This is a genomic window from Paenibacillus senegalensis JC66 (assembly GCF_000285515.1).
Taxonomy (GTDB): Bacteria; Bacillota; Bacilli; order Paenibacillales; family NBRC-103111; genus Paenibacillus_L; species Paenibacillus_L senegalensis.
Map to the genome: position 1 here is coordinate 584,342 of NZ_HE610960.1, position 6,550 is coordinate 590,891.

Below are 6,550 nucleotides of genomic sequence, written 5' to 3' on the forward strand. Positions count from 1 at the left end.
ATACAAAATTGCGTCTTCATCGGCTAGCTTTCCATCACGCAAAAGATGATAAATAACTACAAATATTCCATATGGCTGTTTGGTAAATGGGCTGGAATAATTCCCATGAAATCGTATGTACTTAATCATTATCCCTCCAGGAGTTTATTTTGTTTTCGAGGTTATCGTATAACGTTCCTGTATCTGCGAACCTGAGAGGCTTAAGGCGCGAACGCACCGGGTCCAACGGACTTAGCCTCGTAGGGTTGTGAGCTGAATCCACTTCTTCGCTTCTCCCAATCAGTTGAAGAAGAACAATTGTTCGTCTTGTGAATTTATATGTTAACTGATGTCCCCGCTTCGAAGCAATACCTGCTAAAATTCTTTAAATCAATCCGAGGGCGTCAACCCAATGCGTAAATAGGTGTTATATGATCCGCCGCTTCCTCGAATATACTAAATTAATCTTGTCCGATTACCTTTTTATTGTCTGTTTTATAATAATCCATTCTTTATACATGATTTGAAACTTCTCAAGAAGGTATTCTGTTTCATTTAGGAGTTCATACATAGGTTCTAAGTCTTCACCGGTATCAATAACTATCAAGAGTTATATAAACTGCTTTATTAAGCATACGTCCTTTATCCGCTTGCGGATGATAGAATTCCAGAGTATGGTAACCAGGCAGGTATGTATCCTCCATAAACTGAATTCTTAGCGAGTTCGTAAACTTTTGTTCAGCCCATTGCTTATATGAAGATAGTTCCTCGTAAGCAGCAATGAAATTAAGAGTAATGTTAGAATCTAACAAATGTATATCATTAACATAACGCAACCTTTTATCGCCAGAACGATGTTTTAAAAACATTTCTTGACCCAGATTATCTGGATTGGAGTGAAGTAATGCTTCATGCTCCCCATCCAGTCCAAAAACAAATGGAGTTAGTCCACGTTCTACACCTGACTTTATTAAAGTCAATGCAATCTGATTATCAAGTAAATTAGTTACCAGGTGCGTCCCTTTCAAAGGATCGAATACGTATGCTCCATTAAATACAATGCAAGGAAACTATTCACGAACACTCACTGACTTAAGGCACGAAGTGACGGGTACGATTCGCTTAGTCGGCGAGGGTTGTCACCTGAATCTACTCCCCCCGAAATCCAAACATAAGCTTCGATCCTCAATCTGGATTTGGAAGGCGCAATGTGTCAAGCGACTCGCCCATGCGAACCTTCTTGCCCGGAATCAATTTACCGTGAAGAGTAAACGTATAAACCCCGGGCTGAACCGTTGACTGTGCCAGCCTACCCGTCATACGGGAAATCCATTTGCGCGAACCGAGCTCGGTCATGGATCGCATCAGCCATCCCATCATAAAGGTTGCTCCCCGTCCTTCCTGCATTGATTCCACCCGTTGATAAGCAGTTTGGCGGCAACAGCTGAACGTTTGGAGATCTGATCCTTTGTCAAATTCAACTGAGAGAAATAACCTTGATAAAACATATCTGCGAATCCCTGAACGAGAGCGAGCAGCGCTTCCATAAGCTCGAGCAATTCATTCCATGTTGCTTCAGGTGCAGCTTCCTGCGTTAATGTAAAAAGAAAATTGATCATCTCGCGACTTTGTTCATGGAATGCGGGTAGCCGAGATTCTCTGGCTGCAGAAAACAATTGAAAACTGACATTATGGTCAAGTGCATATTGCACATAGGCGCCAGCTACAGAAGCCACACGCTCAATTGGATCATTACCTGCTTCGGTTGCAGCAGATCGCATTCTCGATGTGAGTTCCGTAAGAAAAACGATTCCGGTTTCCGCAAGCAAACTTTCTCGATTAGGGAAATGGCGATAGGGAGCGCTGATAGCAACTCCTGCTTTTTTGGCGACCTTGGCCACGGAAAAACCTTGAATGCCATGTTCAGCAATCATTTCAAGGGAGGTTCGAATTAGCGTTTCTTTTAAGTTTCCATGATGATAATTTCGCTTGTCACTCTGCATGCTTACATCCCCTTTTTTCATCATTATATCACAACAACAAACAATGTGATAGACATATCACATTGTTTGTGCTATTATGTGATAGGTGTATCACATCAAAATGAGGAGTTGGTTGAATTGACAGTTACCTTAATTACAGGTGGGAACAAAGGTCTGGGCTTCGAAACAGCACGACGATTGATCGCATATGGTCATATTGTGTATATTGGTGCTCGCAGTACAGAACGCGGCAAAGAATCGGCTGACAAGCTGGGCGCCAAGTTTGTACGGCTTGATGTGACCGATCATGCATCTATACATGAAGCAGTTGCCGAAATTAAACAAAATGAAGGGCATTTGGATGTCCTTATCAATAATGCGGGAATAACAAGGGGACTCCTGGGCACTGATGATGTTACTGCAGATGACTTCCGCACCGTTTATGACACCAATGTCTTCGGTATTGTTCGTGTGACACAAGCCTTTCTTCCTCTGCTGCACAAATCGAAGATGCCTGTTATCGTTAATGTCAGCAGTGGATTAGGTTCTTTTGCTCGCGTTACGAATCCTGAAAAGATTGAATCCCGAGTAAACGATTTGATTTACTCTTCATCCAAAGCGGCCGTCACGATGCTGACTGTGCAATATGCCAAGGCTTTGCCCGAATTCCGTATCAATGCCGCAGATCCCGGCCCGACAGCAACCGACCTTAATGGGCATCGCGGTTACCAAACCGTCAGTGAGGGTACAGATGTGATTGTGAAGCTTGCAACTCTTGGCGACAATGGACCTACGGGTACTTTTATGGATCGGAATGGAATAGTTCCTTGGTAAATAATCATCCTATATGTATAGAAAAGGTGCCATGTATTTCCGTATTAGGAGGGGAGACTAGGTTGTGAGTAGCTTTATTGCGGCAATGCTCCTGATGCTCTTTAACCCGGCGTTCGGTAGAAAGCCGGACAGAAAAACGCAATCACGCATAAAAGGATCTGTACATTACAAAAATAACAAGTTTGTTAATGATATCCCTACTTCAACCCGAATGTCTTTGCACAACCAATTATCTGTTCTTTGGGATTTTGCTCGCGGGAAGCCTGCCGATGGCAGGCCTTCCTCGCCAATTGAGCTGGTTATGACGGATATCGAGAATACGAAACCGTTGTCTGATTTCAATCAGGCGATCTGGTTCGGCCATTCAAGCGTACTCATGGATTTAGACGGCGAACGATTACTATTCGACCCGATGTTTGGGCGGTCTCCATTTCCTTTTCCAAAGCTGGGAAGCAAACGATTTAACGACAACCTGCCGATTGATGTCAAAAATATGCCTGCCATAGATGCAGTATTTCTTTCCCATGATCACTACGATCACCTGGATTATTATTCAATAACACATTTAAAAGATAAGGTTGGTCATTTTTTTGTCCCGCTGGGAATTGCGGGCCATCTTGAACACTGGGGTGTCCCGCGCTCGAATATCACCCAGATGGACTGGTGGGATGAACTAGAGTGGGAAGGGTTGAAGATCATCTGCACGCCTGCACGTCACGTGTCGGGGCGAAGCTTCTTGCGTAAAAATCGAACTTTGTGGTGTTCATGGTCAATCATCGGCTTATCGGGAAGAGTGTTTTTTAGCGGAGACAGCGGGTATGGCCCTCACTTTCGTCAAATCGGGGAAAAATACGGACCATTTCAACTTACTCTTTTGGAGTGTGGACAATATGACGAACGTTGGCCGGACCTCCATATGTTTCCAGAAGAATCAGTACAAGCCCATATGGACTTAAGAGGTGAATTAATGCTTCCGATTCATTGGGCTGCCTTTCAATTAGCACCCCACGGGTGGCTTGATCCAATCCATCGTGTAATGATTGCGGCAAAAAAACGATCGATCAAAATTACAGTACCTCGTATGGGGGAATCTGTATCGCTAGAAGGAGACAACTATCCCGTTAATGAATGGTGGAATAAATAAATATCGTATCACGGCTTAAAGCGGACTGGAAAGAGGTGAATGACTCATTACAAAAATCATACCGAGCCTGCTTACCCTTGGTAATCTGAGCTTAGGTGTCATTTCTATCATGCTTGCTTTTAACAATAATGCTGGCATGGCTACGCTTCTAGTTTTTGTTGCGATATTCCTTGATGGCGCAGATGGATGGGTAGCCCGTAAATTGCAGGTACAAAGCGAGTTTGGGAAGGTTTTGGACTCCTTGTCGGACATGCTTACGTTCGGTGCAGCACCAGCATTTATTCTATATGAGGCAGCATTTCATGAGCTAAGTCCAGTGTTAGGCTTGGGGATCACGATCCTGTTTCCTGTTTGCGGTGCTTTGCGCCTGGCAAGATTTAGTATTGAGAACGGAATGAAGCTATACTTTGTTGGATTGCCGATTCCTGCTGCGGGCGGGTTGCTGGCTTTACTGTCTTTTTTCAAAGATGATGTTCCCGTCATTGTATTATTGGCCGCCTCACTGCTGTTATCACTGCTAATGGTCAGTTCAATTCGTTACCCCGGCTTTAGAAATTTTAATCCCTCCCGCAGAACGATTGGGGTTGTTCTTCTTATTATGTTAATACTAGCGGGGGGAGGATTTTTATCCGAAAAACAATTATATGAACTCTTGTTTGTCCCTCTTTTTTTGTATGTGGCGTATGGCTTATGACTTACTTGGTGCACGGGTTTTCGGATAATAGGAAAAATAAATAAATAGATAAATAGATAAAAGACAACGGTTGCAACCAATTTCCAGACATAATGGTGCTGCCGCTAGAACATAATGTCCATCTGTCGATTGTGTTGCGTGCCTAATAGCTTTGAGAGCTTTTATCCAAAAACAAAGCCTTTATTCCGGTAAAAATCTAACCTGATGAATTGTGGAATGACGGCTTGCAAAAGTCAAGCCGTCACTTTACCATCGTGTTGCCAATACCTGATCCGCCACCAGTAATAAATAGGATTCTCCCTTTCAATTCTTTCTCCACTGCTTCGCCTCCATAGCTTTCTGTAGATTACTCACACCAATTCGAGTCCACGAAGGTTCAAATGAATCAGAAGCTATACTCGGATCTCCTTGTGCCGTTAATCTCGTTCCTTCACAGGTTGCCCAAAAATCAAAATATTTCAATCCCCCCGGCCCCGTATAAATATCAGTTGTTCGAATACCATTCTCGTTGAAAAATTCATGTTTCTCATCAATATCGCGAGTCCTCCAACACCATTTAATATTGGGGTCAACTGTACCACGATCTGAAAAATGAAAAGGTAGTCTTGGGGAGTTGTCCAGCATCCGCTTCTTTGAATCCACGTCCGCGACCGAGGGCGTTAGCCCGATGTGTGAATGCGGTGTTAGGCGAAGTTAACGCTTCTTTGTAATTCCTACAGATAGGTTTGATTATTCACGCTTTTACCATTTAGCTTTTCATTAGCTTTTCATTAGCTTTTCATTAGCTTTTCGTATACTTTTCATGTGTTTTCAATTTGTTTTTCTATTCCAGTTTTATTTCGATCTCTTATGATACTTTTCAATAGTTCTTTATAAGTTTCCCGGTTCACTTCTTTTTCCAACTGTGGTATCATACTTTTAAAAAAGCCGAGTGCGGCTAACACACGGCTCAACAATTGGCTTGGATGGGAGTCCCCTTCTGAGTTGAAAAGGATTTAAAAACCCACCTCTGGCGCTAACCTTTGGGTGGGTTTTTATCTTGTTGTTGGAATTAATGTATGTTAAAAGGCCAGGATAAACGATCCAAATAAAAACATGATCGTCAGTACATCCTTAACTTCCATGGCCTCGCCTCCTTTCGAAGGGAAACCATGCCCACTCAAGATTCAATTGTCCTTCCTATTGTACCATCTTCTCCCAATCAATTGAAGAACAAATGTTCGATTTTTTTAATGATTTGATCTTGTGAATTTACTCATTTAACTCCTTTTGCACTTTTAAATCAATCTTAGTCTGAAAAAGCTGGCTCCCTTTGGCGGGGACAAGCATAAAAGTTAGTCGTATCTTTTCACCTCATTTGCGTAATTTCCCTACCTATCAGGCTTCTATACCTTACCAAAAATACTAGTTGGCATATACTAGATCAGTTCTATTAATAAGGAGGTTTGTACTTTGTCCAATCCGAATATTCCCAATATATCTCCGAACATAACGCTGACGCGGGATGATGTGGTGAACCTGTTGATGTCCTCTATCGCGATGGAAGAGTTGGGACTTGCCCACATCATCAATGCAGAAGGAGAGAAAATTCAATTTGCTTTAGGTACGCTTCAGGGGGCAAGTGGTCCGCCGGCAACACTGCAGCAAGTGCTGGAAGTGAATCAAAGTACCCAAGCTATGCTGGATACGATCTTCCGCCAGGAGATGATGCTCGACTCTAAGCTGAAGACGGCGACCAATATCCCTACCCTGCGCGGCCCGACAGGGCCAACAGGTGTGACCGGGGCGCCGGGCGGCGTCATCAGCATTAACGCCCAGACCGGCGTGGTGACGCTGGATGCGTCAAATGGCGTTATGCCGTTTATGCGAGAGCAGTCCACGAGTAGCCTGGACGATTACAAAGACCCGGGCATATAT

7 protein-coding genes and 1 pseudogene are annotated in these 6,550 nt (G+C 43.5%); 4 read left to right on the forward strand and 4 right to left on the reverse strand.

Annotation, left to right across the window (positions count from 1 at the left end):
- Positions 1 to 572: 572 nt before the first annotated feature.
- The 3 genes from PSHG_RS18395 to PSHG_RS18405 all read right to left on the reverse strand — a co-directional run bounded on the left by PSHG_RS18395 (position 573) and on the right by PSHG_RS18405 (position 1,982).
- Positions 573 to 1,040, reverse strand: a complete 468-nt coding sequence (locus PSHG_RS18395) for an HAD family hydrolase (protein WP_148497769.1) — start codon at positions 1,038 to 1,040, stop codon at positions 573 to 575.
- Positions 1,041 to 1,164: 124 nt separating this feature from the next.
- The gene (locus PSHG_RS31575) at positions 1,165 to 1,359 is read right to left on the reverse strand and encodes a hypothetical protein (RefSeq protein ID WP_026021465.1); all 195 of its coding nucleotides are present in this window, start codon (positions 1,357 to 1,359) and stop codon (positions 1,165 to 1,167) included.
- A complete protein-coding gene (locus PSHG_RS18405) occupies positions 1,356 to 1,982 on the reverse strand; it encodes a TetR/AcrR family transcriptional regulator (RefSeq protein ID WP_010275954.1) in 627 nt (208 codons plus the stop codon). Before PSHG_RS18405 ends, PSHG_RS31575 begins: the two co-directional genes overlap by 4 nt.
- Before the next feature lie 117 nt (positions 1,983 to 2,099).
- Here PSHG_RS18405 and PSHG_RS18410 point away from each other — a divergent pair, with 117 nt between their 5' ends.
- The 3 genes from PSHG_RS18410 (at position 2,100) to pssA (ending at position 4,633) form a co-directional block, all read left to right on the forward strand.
- The gene (locus PSHG_RS18410; protein ID WP_010275956.1) at positions 2,100 to 2,795 is read left to right on the forward strand and encodes an SDR family oxidoreductase; all 696 of its coding nucleotides are present in this window, start codon (positions 2,100 to 2,102) and stop codon (positions 2,793 to 2,795) included.
- Positions 2,796 to 2,859: 64 nt separating this feature from the next.
- Positions 2,860 to 3,939: an MBL fold metallo-hydrolase gene (locus PSHG_RS18415; protein WP_010275959.1), complete on the forward strand. Its 1,080-nt coding sequence runs from the start codon at positions 2,860 to 2,862 to the stop codon at positions 3,937 to 3,939.
- Positions 3,940 to 4,048: 109 nt separating this feature from the next.
- Complete coding sequence (pssA, locus tag PSHG_RS18420) at positions 4,049 to 4,633, forward strand: CDP-diacylglycerol--serine O-phosphatidyltransferase (RefSeq protein ID WP_010275962.1); 585 nt, start codon at positions 4,049 to 4,051, stop codon at positions 4,631 to 4,633.
- A gap of 1,061 nt (positions 4,634 to 5,694) precedes the next feature.
- On the opposite strand, the gene PSHG_RS32010 is transcribed toward pssA, so the two are convergent.
- Positions 5,695 to 5,757, reverse strand: coding sequence for a putative holin-like toxin (locus PSHG_RS32010; RefSeq protein ID WP_392392023.1), 63 nt, complete (start codon positions 5,755 to 5,757; stop codon positions 5,695 to 5,697).
- A 328-nt stretch (positions 5,758 to 6,085) separates the two neighbouring features.
- Between PSHG_RS32010 and PSHG_RS30940 the strand changes: the two are divergent.
- Positions 6,086 to 6,550, forward strand: a pseudogene (locus PSHG_RS30940) (collagen-like protein); the annotation flags it as partial.

Bases quoted from the DNA above. Each gene is read 5' to 3' on its own strand.
- PSHG_RS31575 (WP_026021465.1), bottom strand. From the start codon at position 1,359: ATGATGGGATGGCTGATGCGATCCATGACCGAGCTCGGTTCGCGCAAA.
- PSHG_RS18405 (WP_010275954.1), bottom strand. From the start codon at position 1,982: ATGCAGAGTGACAAGCGAAATTATCATCATGGAAACTTAAAAGAAACG.
- pssA (WP_010275962.1), top strand. From the start codon at position 4,049: ATGCTTGCTTTTAACAATAATGCTGGCATGGCTACGCTTCTAGTTTTT.